Annotated in this window: 14 protein-coding genes; 7 read left to right on the plus strand and 7 right to left on the minus strand. The window is 71.1% G+C overall.

From position 1 onward, the window contains the following. The first annotated feature begins 278 nt into the window (after positions 1 to 278). From JQN72_RS13405 to manA, 3 genes are read left to right on the plus strand one after another with little or no spacing between them, the layout of a single operon-like run. Positions 279 to 1,535 (plus strand): HD-GYP domain-containing protein, encoded by a 1,257-nt coding sequence (locus tag JQN72_RS13405; RefSeq protein ID WP_204135614.1) that lies wholly within the window; start codon positions 279 to 281, stop codon positions 1,533 to 1,535. A 5-nt stretch (positions 1,536 to 1,540) separates the two neighbouring features. Continuing rightward, entirely contained in the window at positions 1,541 to 2,851 is a 1,311-nt protein-coding gene (locus JQN72_RS18945; protein WP_204135615.1) for an HD domain-containing phosphohydrolase, read from the plus strand. 34 nt (positions 2,852 to 2,885) lie between these two features. Beyond that, positions 2,886 to 4,049: a mannose-6-phosphate isomerase, class I gene (gene manA, locus JQN72_RS13415; protein ID WP_204135616.1), complete on the plus strand. Its 1,164-nt coding sequence runs from the start codon at positions 2,886 to 2,888 to the stop codon at positions 4,047 to 4,049. A gap of 58 nt (positions 4,050 to 4,107) precedes the next feature. Here manA and sodN read toward each other — a convergent pair whose 3' ends face one another. The 5 genes from sodN to JQN72_RS13440 are packed head-to-tail and all read right to left on the minus strand — an operon-like array spanning position 4,108 to position 7,587. Then, entirely contained in the window at positions 4,108 to 4,503 is a 396-nt protein-coding gene (gene sodN / locus JQN72_RS13420; protein ID WP_204135617.1) for a superoxide dismutase, Ni, read from the minus strand. 45 nt (positions 4,504 to 4,548) lie between these two features. Beyond that, the gene (locus JQN72_RS13425; protein WP_204135618.1) at positions 4,549 to 4,869 is read right to left on the minus strand and encodes a S24 family peptidase; all 321 of its coding nucleotides are present in this window, start codon (positions 4,867 to 4,869) and stop codon (positions 4,549 to 4,551) included. Further along, complete coding sequence (locus JQN72_RS13430; protein WP_204135619.1) at positions 4,866 to 5,729, minus strand: amino acid ABC transporter ATP-binding protein; 864 nt, start codon at positions 5,727 to 5,729, stop codon at positions 4,866 to 4,868. The genes JQN72_RS13425 and JQN72_RS13430 overlap by 4 nt, the downstream gene beginning before the upstream one ends. After that, the gene (locus tag JQN72_RS13435; RefSeq protein ID WP_204135620.1) at positions 5,729 to 6,670 is read right to left on the minus strand and encodes an amino acid ABC transporter permease; all 942 of its coding nucleotides are present in this window, start codon (positions 6,668 to 6,670) and stop codon (positions 5,729 to 5,731) included. Before JQN72_RS13435 ends, JQN72_RS13430 begins: the two co-directional genes overlap by 1 nt. Before the next feature lie 2 nt (positions 6,671 to 6,672). Then, positions 6,673 to 7,587, minus strand: a complete 915-nt coding sequence (locus tag JQN72_RS13440; RefSeq protein WP_204135621.1) for an ABC transporter substrate-binding protein — start codon at positions 7,585 to 7,587, stop codon at positions 6,673 to 6,675. Positions 7,588 to 7,881: 294 nt separating this feature from the next. Between JQN72_RS13440 and JQN72_RS13445 the strand changes: the two genes are divergently transcribed. Further along, complete coding sequence (locus JQN72_RS13445) at positions 7,882 to 9,078, plus strand: NADP-dependent malic enzyme (RefSeq protein WP_204135622.1); 1,197 nt, start codon at positions 7,882 to 7,884, stop codon at positions 9,076 to 9,078. A gap of 18 nt (positions 9,079 to 9,096) precedes the next feature. After that, positions 9,097 to 9,711: a hypothetical protein gene (locus JQN72_RS13450; RefSeq protein ID WP_204135623.1), complete on the plus strand. Its 615-nt coding sequence runs from the start codon at positions 9,097 to 9,099 to the stop codon at positions 9,709 to 9,711. Here the strand turns inward: JQN72_RS13450 and JQN72_RS13455 are convergent. Continuing rightward, positions 9,696 to 10,304, minus strand: coding sequence for a dTDP-4-dehydrorhamnose 3,5-epimerase family protein (locus JQN72_RS13455; protein ID WP_204135624.1), 609 nt, complete (start codon positions 10,302 to 10,304; stop codon positions 9,696 to 9,698). The genes JQN72_RS13450 and JQN72_RS13455 overlap by 16 nt on opposite strands. After that, a complete protein-coding gene (gene rfbA, locus JQN72_RS13460) occupies positions 10,304 to 11,179 on the minus strand; it encodes a glucose-1-phosphate thymidylyltransferase RfbA (protein WP_204135625.1) in 876 nt (291 codons plus the stop codon). Before rfbA ends, JQN72_RS13455 begins: the two co-directional genes overlap by 1 nt. Positions 11,180 to 11,234: 55 nt before the next feature. Between rfbA and rfbB the strand changes: the two genes are divergently transcribed. Both rfbB and rfbD read left to right on the plus strand, forming a co-directional pair. Next, complete coding sequence (gene rfbB / locus JQN72_RS13465; protein ID WP_204135626.1) at positions 11,235 to 12,242, plus strand: dTDP-glucose 4,6-dehydratase; 1,008 nt, start codon at positions 11,235 to 11,237, stop codon at positions 12,240 to 12,242. Next, a complete protein-coding gene (gene rfbD / locus JQN72_RS13470; RefSeq protein ID WP_204135627.1) occupies positions 12,242 to 13,108 on the plus strand; it encodes a dTDP-4-dehydrorhamnose reductase in 867 nt (288 codons plus the stop codon). Before rfbB ends, rfbD begins: the two co-directional genes overlap by 1 nt. The last annotated feature ends 424 nt before the right edge of the window (positions 13,109 to 13,532 follow it).

The raw sequence follows: 13,532 nt of genomic DNA on the forward strand, positions 1-13,532 counted from the left end.
CATCTGATTGTCGCACACCCTGGCGCGTGGGACACTGTGGGCACTGCCTGGTGGCCCCGGAGGACAGACTCGGGCAGTACCACCTCTGAAAGGAAACATCACTCATGCGCTCTGTCGTTCGCTCCACTCTCGCAGCTCTCGCCCTCACGCTCAGCGTCATCGCCGTTCCCGCAGCGGCTCAGGCAGGCGACCTGCCCACCTCGTCCACCACGACGACCAGCAAGCCGGGCACCACCGGCCCGCAGCTCGGTTGGGGTTACGGAGGCTGATACCCACCCATGGGCGAGGCCAGGAAAGAGCGTCGAATCGACCGAGGTCGTTTTTATATCGCACTCGTCGCAACCTTTGCTCTTCTTTGTTTCGTCCTCACCGTCCGGACCCTCGGCCTGCCCGGGGGTCCGGACCTTTGGGTTTTTTGCCTGCTCAGCGGCCTTCTTTCACTCTTTCAGAATTTTGTTGACATCAGTGAGCGCGTCCGAATCGATATATCGAGTATCGTCGCGCTGGCTGCTCAAGCAATCCTTGGTCCAGTGGGTGCAGCGGTCGCCATCGCTATCGCTGGTGGCCTGCATGGGAGGCGTCTGGCCCCTCATATTCGTGTCTTCAATGCGGCCACTTTCTTGCTCTATGCGCTCTGGGGTGGCCTTGCGTTCCTTGCCGTCGGCGGAACTGCGGATCCCGTAGACCTTCCTGACACTGGAAGCATACTTGCTTTATTGGCAATGCCAATGCTTTTAGCGAACTTCACTCAGGCGGCAACCAACCTTCTGCTGGTCGCTGGCATCATTCGGATATCCCATGGAGTGCCGATGCGCCAACAAGTGGCTACGATGCTTCGTGGCACGGGTGTGGGGTATCTAGGATTTGCCGCGATCGCGTTCTCGATGGTGGTGCTCTGGAAGGTTGCCGCCCTTGGTCCGGTGGCGGTCATCATCGTCCTCGCCCCTCTGTTAGTGGCGCAGTGGGCCTACCGGCAGCACGCGGAAGAGCGCCGTGGCCAAGAGAGGGCTCTCGAGGTTCTCGTCGCCGCCGTGGAAGCGAAGGCTCCGCACCTCGCGGGGCACAGTGGGCGCGTGGCCGAGCTCAGCGAGTACATGGCAGAGCACTTGGGCCTGCGCTCGCAAGCCGTGGGGGATGCCCGGATGGCCGGCAAGCTGCACGATGTCGGGCTGACCAGCCTTCCCACCCGCGTCGTCCGTGACACGTTGCTGGGTGAGACGTCGCCGGCGCTGGCGACCTACCCGACTCGTGGAACCCGGCTCCTCGGTGGTCTGGACTTCCTTGCCGGCGCGCTTCCGGCCATCGAGACGCACCAGGCGGCTGCCAAAGGCCCGAGTGGCGTGCCCGTCGAGGCGCGCATCGTCGGCGCGGCGGACGCCTACGACCTGCTCACCGTGGTCGGGGAGCCCGGAGGTGCCGTGCTGCCCCCGCAGGACGCTCTGGACGCCCTGGTCGCACGCCGCCTGGACTCCGAGGTCATCGAGGCGCTCGAGTACGCGGTGGCGCGCCGGGACCGGGCCGAGACCGCGCGATGAAGCCGGTGGCCACCCGTCCGTTCGCCGTCGTGGTGCTGGCGGCCGGTATCGGGCTCGTCGTGGCCGCTCTCGTGATGGACGGCCCCGACCTGGCCACCCTGGTGAGCACCCACGAGCGGATGCTCCTCATCTTCGTCGGTGTCGTCGCCCTCGGAGAGCTGCTCCCCCTGCGCATGCCGAGCGGACGCGAGACCGCACCCCTGGCCATGGTGTCCGGCCTCGCCGTGGCGTTCGTCGGACCGATCGAGGGTGAGCCGCTCTTCGCCGTCGGCACCAGGCTGGTGCTCCTCGTCGTCGCCGCCGGGCTCGGCGTCGCCGCGATCGTCCGGAGGGTGCGGGGCCGGCATGCGCGCCTGCCGTCCCTCGCCGCGCGCCTCGTCGGCGTCTCCGTCGCGGCCTTCCTCGCCCGCTCGTGGGGTGAGGAGGGGCACACGCTGTGGGCGCTTCAGCAGGCACCCGCCACGAAAGGACTCGTCGCCGGTCTGATGACGCTCGTGGCGGCCCTTGCCGTGCTCCTCGAGCTCGTCCTCGTCTCCGCCCTCCGCGCCGAACGGCAGCGCACGCCGTGGCTCTCGGCCGTCCGCGACGAGCTGACCGAGGCCGCGCCGATCACCCTGGCCGTCGTCGTGACCGGGCCCATGGTCGCCCTCATGGCACCGGTACTCGGGCTGCTCGCGCTCCCGGCCGCGCTCGTGCCCCTCGTCATGGCCTACTCGGCCGTCGGGCAGTACGCGCGCAACCGCCGGACGAACCGCCAGCTCATCGCGACGCTGTCCCGGCTCACCGAGGCAGGTGGCTACACGCCGAACCAGCATGCCGAGCGCGTCGCCGAGTTGTCAGTGCGGATCGGACGGGTCGTCGGGCTCGGCGACCGCGAGCTGCGCGACATCGAGTACGCGGCGCTGCTGCACGACCTCGGCCAGATCTCCCTCCGGGACCCCATCCCCGACGGCGCCACGGTCCTCGCCGCGCCCGCCGACCAGCGCGACATCGCCTCGGAAGGGGCACGGATCATCCGGCACGCCGAGACCCTCGCCACCGTCGCCACCTACGTCGAGGGTCAGACCACGCCCTTCCGGCTCGTGCGGGAGCACGGTGAGGAGGTCCCGATGGCCAGCCGGATCATCAAGTGCGCCAACGCCTACGACGACCTGACCGGCGGCTCGAGCGGGCCCGAGCGCCACGAGGCGGCCATGGAGCGGATCCACCTCGGGCTCGGCTACGAGTACGACCCCGAGGTCGTCGACGCGTTGACGCGCGTCGTGGGAAACTCGGCCGTCGGCCGGGTCGGGAAGGAGCCGGCCCCGTCGCGTTAGAGTGCGGCTGCAGGGCACGACGGGAAGGGAAGCCGTGGACCACCTGACCCCGGTCGTCTTCCACGACGCCTGGGGCTCCCACGTGGCCATCGCCTCCCTTCAGGGCAGGGAGATCCCCACCTCCAGGCCGGAGTCCGAGCTGTGGATGGGCGCCCACGAGACCGGCCCGGCCGGTACCGACCGGCCCGGTGCCCCCGACCTCGCGGCCGTCGTCGCGGCCGACCCGGAGGCCGAGCTCGGCGCCGGATGCGTGGCCCGGCACGGCCGCCGGCTCCCGTTCCTCCTCAAGGTGCTCGCGCCCGGGCGGGCCATCTCCATCCAGGTCCACCCGAGCGCCGAGCAGGCCCGCGAGCTCCGTGCCACCACCGGGGACCGGGTGTACGTCGACGACTCCGCCAAGCCCGAGCTCCTCCTCGCCGTCGCGCCCTTCGAGGTGTTCGTCGGGATGCGCGACCCGGAGGTCGTCGCGGAGGTCGCCGAGCGACTCGGCGTCCGGGCTTTCAGCCGGATCGTGGCGGCCGCGTCCTCCGAGACCGACCGTGCCCACGCCGTGCTCCGGGGGGTCCTGGAGACACCGGCCGACGAGGTTGCCGGGCTGGCGCGCGAGGTCGTCGCCGGGTGCCTCCGCCTCGCCGAGCAGCCGGACGAGATCGGCGTCGCGGCAGCGGCGGTCGTCGAGGTCGCCGAGCAGCACCCGGACGACATCGGTCTCGTCGTGCTGCTCCTCATGCACCATCGGGTCCTGCACCCGGGGGAGTACGTGGACGTCGCCGCCGGGGTCCTGCACTCCTACGTGCGCGGGCTCGGGGTCGAGGTGCTCGCGAACTCCGACAACGTCGTCCGGGCGGGACTGACGTCGAAGGAGGTCAACGTCCCCGAGCTGCTCCGGATCGTCGACACCACCGCCGACGGCGTGACCGGTCGGCCGCGCCCCCTGGCCGAGGGGACCGAGGTCTTCGACAGCGCCTCGGACTGCTTCCGGCTGCACCGCGTGGCGACCGGCCGCGCGCTGCCCGAGGTCCCCGGCCCCCGGCTCGCCTTCTGCCTGCGAGGCTCCGTGACCCTCACCTCGACCACCGGAAGCCTGGCGCTCGGCGACGCGGAGTCGGCGTTCCTGCCGGCGGGGGAGGGGCGCGTGGACCTCGCGGGCTCCGGCGAGGTGTACGTCGTCACCCTCCCCGAGCCAGGCCCGACATGACGACGGCGGGCGCCCCGGTCGGGGGCGCCCGCCGTGCGGGACCGGTGCGAGCCGGGACTCAGCCCTTCTTGGTCTCCCAGAAGATCGTCGAGATCTCCTCGATCTTGGCGAGCAGCTGGTCTGCCACGGACTCGTCGAACTCGCCCTTGGTGCCTGACGCGCCGGCGAGCTTCGTCGCCTCGTTGAAGAGAGTGTGCAGGTTCGGGTACTTCTCGAAGTGCGGGGGCTTGAAGTAGTCGGTCCACAGCACCCACAGGTGGTGCTTGACGAGCTCGGAGCGCTGCTCCTTGATGATCGTCGCGCGGACGCGGAAGTCGGGGTCGTCGTTGTCCGCCACCTTCTGGCAGATCATCTTGACGGACTCCGCCTCGATCCGGGCCTGGGCGGGGTCGTAGACGCCGCACGGGAGGTCGCAGTGGGCCGAGACGTCGGTGATGCGGAACAGGGACAGCATGTGTCACTCCTCAGGTCTGATGGGGACGCGCGGTCGTCCCTCAACCTACCCCAGCGGACGCCACACCAATCGGGCGACCACCGCCAGGATCGCTTCCGCCGGAAGGCTGCCCACGTCGAACGAGGTGACGCCTTCGGCGGGGTTGTCGGAGTCGACCCACCACCGCTCCGCGGCGTCCGGGTCGGGGCCGGTGACCCGCTTGACCGACAGCGGGCGCGGGCGGCCCGAGGTGTCCGGGGGGAGCCGTACGACATGGGCACGGCCCGGCCGCGGACGCACCCCGCGGAGCACGAGCAGGATGTCGCCGTCGCGGTAGGTCGGCAGCATCGAACGGCCGCGCACCCGGACGAGGGCCGGGCGGATCACCCCGCCGGGTCCTCGGCGGCCAGGGCGGCCTCCTCCGCGGCAGCGTGCTCGGCGGCCACCCGGGCGTGCTCGGTCTCCTGCGCGTGCATCCGGGACAGGAAGGCCCGGGTCCGCTCGTGCTGCGGTCGGCCGATGACCTCGGCGGGCGTCCCGTGCTCGACGACGGCTCCGGCGTCCATGAACACGACCCGGTCGGCGACCTCGCGGGCGAAGCCCATCTCGTGGGTCACGACGATCATCGTCATACCCTCGGCGGCGAGCTCACGCATGACGGCCAGGACCTCGCCGACGAGCTCGGGGTCGAGCGCGGACGTCGGCTCGTCGAACAGCATGAGCTTGGGCTCCATGGCCAGGGCCCGGGCGATGGCGACCCGCTGCTGCTGGCCCCCGGAGAGCTGCGCGGGGTAGCTGTCGGCCTTGTCGGCGAGACCCACGCGGTCGAGCAGCGTGCGGGCGCGCTCGCGTGCCTCCCGCTTGCCGATGCCCTTGACCTGGACCGGCGCCTCGGCGACGTTCTCGACCGCCGTCATGTGCGGGAAGAGGTTGAACCGCTGGAAGCACATGCCGATGTCCCGGCGCTGGGCGGCGATACGCCGGTCGGTGAGCCGGTGCAGCACACCCCCGCGGTCGTCGTAGCCCATGAGGTCGCCGTCGACCCAGATGCGGCCACCGTCGATGGTCTCGAGCTGGTTGATGCAGCGCAGGAAGGTGGTCTTGCCCGAGCCGGACGGTCCGAGGAGGACGACGACCTCGCCGCGCCGGACGTCGAGGTCGATGCCCTTGAGCACCTCGACGCCGTGGAACGCCTTGGTGACGTTGAGTGCGCGGACGAGGGCCGGCGCGGCGGCGTCGGTGGTCATCAGTGCTCGCCCCCGGCCTCGGTCGCCTTCGTCCGGGCGGCGGGGGCGGTGCCGAAGCCGCGTCCGAAGCGGCGCTCGAGGAAGTACTGACCGACCATGAGGACCGAGCAGACGATGAGGTACCAGATGGTCCCGGCGACGATGCCCGGCATGATCTGGAAGGTGCGCTGGCCGAACTGGTAGCTCTGGTAGAAGAGCTCGACGATGACCGGGACGGCGATGAGCAGCGAGGTGTCCTTGACCATCGCGATCGTCTCGTTGCCGGTGGGCGGCACGATGACCCGCATGGCCTGCGGCAGCACGATGCGCCGCATCGTCTTGCCGGGAGGCATGCCGAGTGCCTGGGCGGCCTCGGTCTGGCCCCGGTCGACCGAGAGGATGCCGGCCCGGGCGATCTCGGCCATGTACGCGGCCTCGGACAGCCCGAGACCGAGCGCGCCGACCCAGATGGTGCTGGACAGGTCGCGGTAGGCGAACTGGGCGAAGGTCAGGTCCGTGGACAGCCCGAGCGCCGCGGAGATCTGCTGCCCGAAGGGCACGCCGATGTCGAACACGGGGTAGAGGAAGACGAGCCCGGTGCCGAGCAGCACGAGGAGCACGTAGCGCGGGATGGCCCGGAAGAACCAGGTGTAGACGAAGGCGACGCCCCGCAGCACGGGGTTGGTCGAGAGCCGCATGACGGCGAGGAGGACGCCGAGGACGATGCCGATGACCATGGCCCCGAACGTCCCGAAGATCGTGCCCTTCCACAGGCCCTCGATGACCGGCCGCTGGACCATGATCTCGAAGGCGAACGGGAAGTTCCACCGCTCGTTCGTGACGAACGAGCTGATGAGCATCGCCGCGAGGACCGCGATGCCGGCCACCGCCACCCAGCGCCAGGGGTGGCGGACCGGCCGGGCCTCGATGCGGCCCGGCCGGTCCTCCGTCGTGGTCGTCACGCTCAGGAGACGGACGGGTTGACCGCGAAGTCGTCGATCGCGCCGCCCTCGGTCTTCCACTTCTTGAGGATCTCGTCGTACGCGCCGTCGGCCTTCAGCTGCGTGAGCGCCTCGACGATGGCCTCGCCGAACTCGGTCTGGTCCTTCGGGAGGACGTAGCCGTACGGCGCGGAGTCGTACTGGTCACCGACCAGCTCGAGGGTGTCGTTCGTGCTGTCGACCGCGGCGATGGCCGGGGGCAGGTCGACGAGCATGGCGTCGGCCTTGCCGGACTGGACCGTGGCGGTGACCTTCGCCTGGTCGGCGTCGACGAGCACCTTGATCTCGGGCTTGCCGGCGTCCGTGCAGGCCTTCTGGCGGGCCGGGAGGTCCTCGTCGGCCTGGATCGTGCCCTTCTGGACCGCCACCGTCTTGCCACAGGCGTCGTCCGGGTCGATGCCCGACGGGTTGCCCTTCTGGGTGACCCACTGGGTCCCGGCGGTGAAGTAGCTGACCATCGTGGCCTGCTCCATCCGCTCGGGGTTCACGGTGAAGCTCGAGACGCCGATGTCGTACTTCCCGGCCTGGACGCCGAGGATGATGGCGTCGAAGGCCGAGGGCTGCCACTCGGTCTCGACCCCGAACCGGGCCATCACGGCGTCGAAGAGGTCGACGTCCATCCCGATGACCGTCTGGCCGTCGCTGTCGAGGTACTCGTTCGGCTGGTAGGTGGCGTCGGTGCCGATGACGATCTTCCCGGAGCTCTTGATCTTCTCGGGCAGCTTGGCCACCAGCGCCTCGTCCGGGCCGGAGGACGCCGCCGACGTGGTGGACTCCTCGGACCCGGAGCCCTCGGAGAGGGAGTCCGAGCCACAGGCGGTCAGGGCCAGGGCGGTCGTGGCGGCGGCGGCGAGAGCCAGCGCGCGGGTGCGGAGCATCGTGCTGTCCTTTCACGGGGACGCCGGGCAGTGCGAGCCCGGCCGGTGGACCGATCCTGCCATCGGGGGGCCCACTGCCGCGTCACGCCCGGGTTACGAAATGGGATCGGGCGACGCGGGTCACACCGCGGACCGGTGCCGGTCCGGCCGCGCTGTGCCATGATGGGCGCTCCCAGGCCGGTCACCCCCGGCCCGCGACGACCGAGACGCACCCATCCCTCGGGTCGCACCCACACCTCCTTTCTGTACGCCGCCCGCGCGCGGCGTCGTCCCGCGTCCCCGCGAGGAGCCATCGTGTCCGCGTCTCCCGTCCAGCCGTCCTTCGACCCCGAGAGCCCGGTGTTCCGCGCTCACGAGGGCGGGAAGCTGGGCGTACACGCCACGCAGCCGCTCCGGGACCGCGGTGACCTATCGCTGCTCTACACGCCGGGCGTGGCCGAGGTCTCGCTGGCCATCGCCGCCGACCCGACCCTCGCCGCGAGGTACACCTCCCGGGGCCGCACGGTGGCCGTCGTCAGCGACGGCACGGCGGTCCTCGGGCTGGGCGACATCGGCCCCCTCGGGGCGATGCCGGTCATGGAGGGCAAGGCCGTCCTCTTCAAGCACTTCGGCGGGGTCGACGCGGTCCCGGTGGTCATGGAGTCCGGCTCGGTCGACGAGCTCGTCGAGGCCATCGCCCGGATCGCCCCCACCTATGGCGGGATCAACCTCGAGGACATCTCGGCACCACGGTGCTTCGAGATCGAGGAACGGCTCGTCGAACGGCTCGACATCCCGGTGTTCCACGACGACCAGCACGGCACCGCGATCGTGGTCCTCGCCGGCCTGCACAACGCGGTCCGCGTCCTGGACCGCCGCCTGGAGGACCTGCGGGTCGTCGTGGCCGGCGCCGGCGCGGCCGGGGTGGCCGTGACCCGGCTGCTCCAGCGGGCCGGGGTCCGCGACGTCGTCGTGTGCGACTCGCGGGGCATCGTCTCCGCGTCCCGTCGCGACCTGGCCGGCCACAAGGCACGGCTCGCGATGTCGACCAACCCCCGCGCGCTGACCGGGTCGCTCGCGGACGCGCTCGACGGCGCGGACTGCTACATCGGGGTCTCCGGCGGCACGGTCCCCGAGGAGCAGGTCGCGACGATGGCGCCGGGTGGCATCGTGTTCGCCCTCGCCAACCCGACCCCCGAGGTGCATCCGGACGTCGCCCACCGCCACGCGGCCGTCGTCGCCACGGGCCGGTCGGACTTCCCGAACCAGATCAACAACGTGCTCGCCTTCCCGGGCATCTTCCGCGGAGCGCTCGACGCCGGTGCGACCCGGATCACCGAGGCGATGAAGCTGGCGGCCGCGCGGGCCATCGCCGACATGGTCCCCGAGCCCACGGCCGAGCGGATCGTGCCGTCGGTCTTCGACGACGGCGTCGCCGACGCGGTCGCCTCCGCCGTCCGTGCTCTCGCACCGACCCTTGCACGGTCCGTACCCGGTGGAGCGGCCTGGTGACCTAGGCTGGCGCTCGTCATGAGCGATGCCGCGATCCCCGACGACGAGCCGGTCCGCCTGCTCACGGTGTGCACCGGCAACATCTGCCGGTCGCCGTACGCGGCAGTGCTCCTCCAGGAGGGTCTCTCCTGGGCCCGTCCCGGTGTCTTCCAGGTCACCAGCGCGGGGACCCATGCGCTCATCGGGCGGCCGATGGACCCGATGGCCCGCGGGCTCCTCGAGGACAAGGAGGTCCGGTCGGCCGGAGCGCAGGCCCGGCTGCTGTCGGCGCGGGTCGTCGAGAAGCAGGCGGTCGTGCTCGTCATGGACGACCACCACCGCGAGATGGTGCTCGACGAGAGCCCCTCGGCACACCGGCGCACGATCGGGCTGGTCGACCTCGCCACCGCGCTGCGAGCGGTCGACGAGCAGTACGACTGGCCCGACCTCCTCGCCGACGCGGGGGCCAAGGAGGTCCGCGGCCGGTGGCGGGTGCTGCCCTCGGTGCTGATGGCCCTCGGGCAGCTCCCGGTTCGGGTCGAGCCCGTGGCCGACCCGTACGGCCGCGGCCTGAAGGCGTTCGGCCGGATGGCCGAGCAGGTGGACCCCGCGGTCCGCAGCATCGTCCGGTGGGAGGCTCAGTTCGCCCGCTGAGCCAGCTGCTCCGCCCAGGCCCGGCAGGTCTCCCAGGTCGGGAGCAGCCCGTCGGCCTCCGCCTGCGCGAGGGTGGGTGCGGCGTCGTCCTTGGGGGACAGCAGTGGGGTGACGCCCTCCGGCAGGGCGAGACCCACCGCGGGGTCGAGCGGATGGGTGCCGTGCTCGGCCGACGGGTTGTAGGTGGCGGTGCACAGGTAGACGGCCGTCGTGTCGTCCTCGAGGGCGCAGAACGCGTGCCCCAGACCCTCGGAGAGGTACACCGCGCGCCGCTCCCGGGAGTCGAGCGTCACGGCCTCCGAGCGGCCGAAGGTGGGCGACCCGACACGGATATCCACGACGTAGTCCACCAGCGCACCGGTGGCGACGGTCACGTACTTGCCCTGGCCGGGCGGGACGTCCGCGAAGTGGATGCCGCGCACCGTCCCGCGTGATGACACCGAGACGTTGGTCTGGACGATGTCGGGGCGGTGCCCGAGGTGCTCGGCCAGACGGTCGCCGCGGAACGACTCGAGGAACACCCCGCGGTCGTCCGGGAACTGGCGCGGGGTGACGACGAGGGCGCCGGCGATGCCGAGCGGCTCGACCTGCATCAGTGCCCGGCCCCCCGGGACAGGCAGGTGTGCAGGTAGGCGCCGTACCCGGACTTGAGGAGTGCGTCCCCGAGCGCGCGGAAGGCGTCGTCGTCGATCCAGCCGTTGCGCCAGGCGACCTCCTCGACGCAGCCGATCTTGTGGCCCTGCCGGGCCTCGACGACGTGGACGAACTGGCTGGCGTCCATGAGCCCCTCGAACGTCCCGGTGTCCAGCCAGGCCGTGCCGCGGGGGAGGACCGTCACGGTGAGGTCGCCACGGCGCAGGTAGGCGTCGTTGACCGCGGTGATCTCGAGCTCGCCGCGGTCGCTCGGGGTGAGGTTCGCCGCGATGTCGAGGACGTCGTTGTCGTAGAAGTACAGGCCGGGGACGGCGAAGTCGGAACGCGGCTGCTGCGGCTTCTCCTCGATCGAGATGACCCGGCCGTCGTCGGCGAACTCGACGACGCCGTACGCCGTGGGGTCGCTCACGTGGTAGGCGAAGATGTGCCCGCCCCGCACGTCGGTGAGCCGGCTCAGGGCGGTGCCGAGCCCCGTGCCGTGGAAGATGTTGTCGCCGAGGACGAGCGCGACGGTGTCGTCGCCGACGAACTCCGCGCCGATGACGAACGCCTGGGCGAGCCCCTCCGGCTTCGGCTGGGCCGCGTACTCGAGGCGGATGCCCCACTGCGAGCCGTCCCCGAGGAGCCGGCGGAACTGGTCCTCGTCCTCGGGGGTCGTGATGACGAGGATCTCCCGGATGCCGGCCATCATGAGCGTCGAGAGCGGGTAGTAGACCATCGGCTTGTCGTAGATCGGCATGAGCTGCTTGGAGATCCCCTGGGTGATGGGGTGCAGCCGCGTACCGGAGCCACCGGCCAGGACGATGCCCTTCATGTCCGCGAGCCTATCGGCAGCCGTCTCGCCGTCCACCGACGACTACCCTGGCGTCATGAAGGTTCTCGTCACCGGTGGGGCCGGCTTCATCGGCAGCAACTTCGTCCATCGCACCCTCGCGACCCGCCCGGACGCCGAGGTCACCGTGCTCGACGCCCTGACCTACGCGGGCTCGACGACGTCGCTCGACGGTGTGCTCGAGCGCATCCGGTTCGTCGAGGGCGACGTCGCGGATGCCGAGGTCGTCGACCCGCTCGTGGCCGGGTCCGACGTCGTGGTGCACTTCGCCGCCGAGTCGCACAACGACAACTCGTTGGCCGACCCGAGCCCGTTCATCCGGACCAACCTCGTCGGGACGTTCACGCTGCTCGAGGCCGCGCGGAAGCACGACGTCCGATACCACCACGTCTCCACGGACGAGGTCTACGGCGACCTCGAGCTCGACGACCCGAAGAAGTTCACCGAGGACACCCCGTACACGCCGAGCTCGCCGTACTCGGCGTCCAAGGCGGGCTCGGACCACCTCGTCCGGGCCTGGGTGCGCAGCTTCGGGCTCCGGGCGACGCTGTCGAACTGCTCGAACAACTACGGCCCGCGCCAACACGTCGAGAAGTTCATCCCCCGCCAGGTCACGAACGTGCTCGACGGCGTGCGTCCCAAGCTGTACGGCGACGGGCTCAACGTCCGCGACTGGATCCACGTCGACGACCACAACGACGCCGTGTGGACGGTCGTCGAGCGGGGCCGCGCGGGCGAGACCTACCTCATCGGGGCGAACGGCGAGATGAACAACCGTGACGTCATCGCGCTCATCCTCGAGCTCATGGGCCAGGAGCCGGACGCCTACGACCACGTCACGGACCGTGCGGGACACGACCGGCGCTACGCCATCGAGGCCGGCAAGCTGCGCCAGGAGCTCGGCTGGACCCCCCGGTACGAGACCTTCCGTGACGGCCTGGCGGCGACCATCGACTGGTACCGGGAGCACGAGGAGTGGTGGCGGCCCGCCAAGGAGACCACCGAGGCCAAGTACGCCCGGACCCAGCAGGTCCTGGCCCGCTGATGGCACGCTGGCTCGTCGTCGGCGCCGCCGGGATGCTCGGTACCGACCTCGTGGCGGTGCTGCGTGGCCGCGGGCACGAGGTCGTGGGCGCCGATCTGCCCGACATCGACGTCCTCGACCCCGCGTCCTGCGCCGCCGCGGTCCGTGGCCACGACGTCGTCGTCAACTGTGCGGCGTACACCGCCGTGGACGCCGCGGAGGACGACGAGGCGCGGGCCTTCGCGGTCAACGCGGTCGGCGCCGCCCACCTCGCCCGCGCGGTCGCGGCCGAGGGCTCAGCGCTCGTCCACATCTCCACGGACTACGTCGTCGCGGGCGACGGCTCACGTCCCTACGCCGCCGACGCGCCGGTCGCCCCGGCCTCGGCCTACGGCCGCACGAAGGCCGCGGGGGAGTGGGCCGTACGGGCCGAGTGCCCACGCACCTGGGTGGTCCGCACCGCCTGGTTGTACGGGGCGCACGGACGCAGCATCCCGGCCACGGTCGCCCGCCTCGCCCGTGAGCGAGAGACCTTCGGGTTCGTCGCGGACCAGGTGGGGCAGCCCACGTGGACCGTCGACCTCGCCGAGGGCATCGCCCGGGTCGTCGAGGCCGGTGCACCGTACGGCACCTGGCACGGGACGAACGGTGGCGAGACGTCCTGGCACGGGCTCGCGCAGGCCGTCCTCGAGGAGCTCGGTCTGGACCCTGCGCGGGTCAGCCCCATCGCCACCGCGGACTACCCGCTCCCCGCCCCGCGGCCGTCGTACAGCGTGCTGGCCCACGACATGTGGGCCGAGCACGGCCTCGAGCCGCTGCCGCACTGGCGTGATGCGCTCCACCGGGCCGCACCGGCCCTGTTCCCGGACGCGGCCGCACACCCCTGACGCCCGTGCTGCGCGGCCCTGGCGTCCCTGCTGCTCGGCCCTGACGCCCTGCTACGCACGTGCTGCTTGTCCGTGACGCCCGTGCTGCTTGCCCCTGACGCCCCTCCGTGACGTGCGTGGTCCCGCACTCGACGCCGCTCCCCGGCACTCCTGACGGGCGTCCGGCGTGCCGGGCCGGTTCGGCCAGTGGCGGTGAAACGAGCCGTGAAGCCCGGACTTCTTGGGTGATGACCGATGGAGTCCAGGCTTCACGGCTCGTTTCACGAGGTTCGTCGCTCCGTTGTGGCGTCGGGCACCGACCGATTGAGCCTGGCTTCACAGGTCGTCTCTCGAGGTTCGTCGCTCCGTAGCGGCGTTGTGTACCGACCGATGGAGTCCGGGCTTCTCGGGTCGTCTCACGAGGTTCGTCGCTCCTTGAGAGCGT

Source organism: Phycicoccus sp. CSK15P-2 (assembly GCF_016888005.1).
GTDB lineage: Bacteria > Actinomycetota > Actinomycetes > Actinomycetales > Dermatophilaceae > Phycicoccus.

Coding starts and splice junctions, on each gene's coding strand:
- JQN72_RS13405 (WP_204135614.1), top strand. CDS start 279: ATGGGCGAGGCCAGGAAAGAGCGTCGAATCGACCGAGGTCGTTTTTAT.
- sodN (WP_204135617.1), bottom strand. CDS start 4,503: ATGCTGTCCCTGTTCCGCATCACCGACGTCTCGGCCCACTGCGACCTC.
- JQN72_RS13430 (WP_204135619.1), bottom strand. CDS start 5,729: ATGACCACCGACGCCGCCGCGCCGGCCCTCGTCCGCGCACTCAACGTC.
- JQN72_RS13440 (WP_204135621.1), bottom strand. CDS start 7,587: ATGCTCCGCACCCGCGCGCTGGCTCTCGCCGCCGCCGCCACGACCGCC.
- JQN72_RS13450 (WP_204135623.1), top strand. CDS start 9,097: ATGAGCGATGCCGCGATCCCCGACGACGAGCCGGTCCGCCTGCTCACG.
- JQN72_RS13455 (WP_204135624.1), bottom strand. CDS start 10,304: ATGCAGGTCGAGCCGCTCGGCATCGCCGGCGCCCTCGTCGTCACCCCG.
- rfbA (WP_204135625.1), bottom strand. CDS start 11,179: ATGAAGGGCATCGTCCTGGCCGGTGGCTCCGGTACGCGGCTGCACCCC.
- rfbB (WP_204135626.1), top strand. CDS start 11,235: ATGAAGGTTCTCGTCACCGGTGGGGCCGGCTTCATCGGCAGCAACTTC.
- rfbD (WP_204135627.1), top strand. CDS start 12,242: ATGGCACGCTGGCTCGTCGTCGGCGCCGCCGGGATGCTCGGTACCGAC.